Source organism: Streptomyces viridiviolaceus, assembly GCF_014650995.1.
Classification (GTDB): Bacteria; Actinomycetota; Actinomycetes; order Streptomycetales; family Streptomycetaceae; genus Streptomyces; species Streptomyces viridiviolaceus.
In genome coordinates, this window is sequence record NZ_BMWA01000092.1 from 1 (window position 1) to 1,065 (window position 1,065).

Annotated in this window: 1 pseudogene; it reads left to right on the forward strand. The window is 68.6% G+C overall.

Annotation, left to right across the window (positions count from 1 at the left end):
• Positions 1-1,065: pseudogene (locus IE260_RS41020) on the forward strand (alpha-1,4-glucan--maltose-1-phosphate maltosyltransferase); the annotation flags it as partial.

Consider the following 1,065-nt stretch of genomic DNA (forward strand, 5'->3'; position numbering starts at 1 on the left):
CCGCTGCCCCTGCTCGTCGAGCGCGAACGCGCCCTGTACGGCTCCTGGTACGAGTTCTTCCCCCGCTCCGAGGGCACCCCCGAACAACCCCACGGCACCTTCCGCACCGCCGCCCGCCGGCTGCCCGCCATCGCCGCGATGGGCTTCGACGTCGTCTACCTCCCCCCGATCCACCCCATCGGCACCACCCACCGCAAGGGCCGCAACAACACCCTCTCCGCCACCCCCGACGACGTCGGCGTCCCCTGGGCCATCGGCTCCCCCGAGGGCGGCCACGACACCGTCCACCCCGACCTCGGCACCCTCGACGACTTCGACCACTTCGTCGCCCGCGCCGCCGAACTCGGCCTGGAGACCGCCCTCGACTTCGCCCTGCAGTGCTCCCCCGACCACCCCTGGGTCCACAAACACCCCGAGTGGTTCCACCACCGCCCCGACGGCACGATCGCCCACGCCGAGAACCCGCCGAAGAAGTACCAGGACATCTACCCCATCGCCTTCGACGCCGACATGGACGGCCTGGTCACCGAGACCGTACGCGTACTGCGCTTCTGGATGGGCCACGGCGTGCGGATCTTCCGCGTCGACAACCCCCACACCAAACCCGTCGTCTTCTGGGAACGCGTGATCGGCGAGATCAACCGCACCGACCCCGACGTGATCTTCCTCGCCGAGGCCTTCACCCGCCCCGCGATGATGCACACCCTCGCCCAGATCGGCTTCCAGCAGTCCTACACCTACTTCACCTGGCGCAACACCAAACAGGAACTGACCGACTACCTCACCGAACTCACGGGGGACGCCGCCTCCTACATGCGGCCCAACTTCTTCGCCAACACCCCCGACATCCTCCACGCCTACCTCCAGCACGGCGGCCGCCCCGCCTTCGAGGCCCGCGCCGTCCTCGCCGCCACCCTCTCCCCCACCTGGGGCATCTACAGCGGCTACGAACTCTGCGAGAACACCCCCCTGCGCGAAGGCTCCGAGGAATACCTCGACTCCGAGAAGTACCAGCTCAAACCCCGCGACTGGACAACCGCCGAACGCGAGGGACGCACCATCACC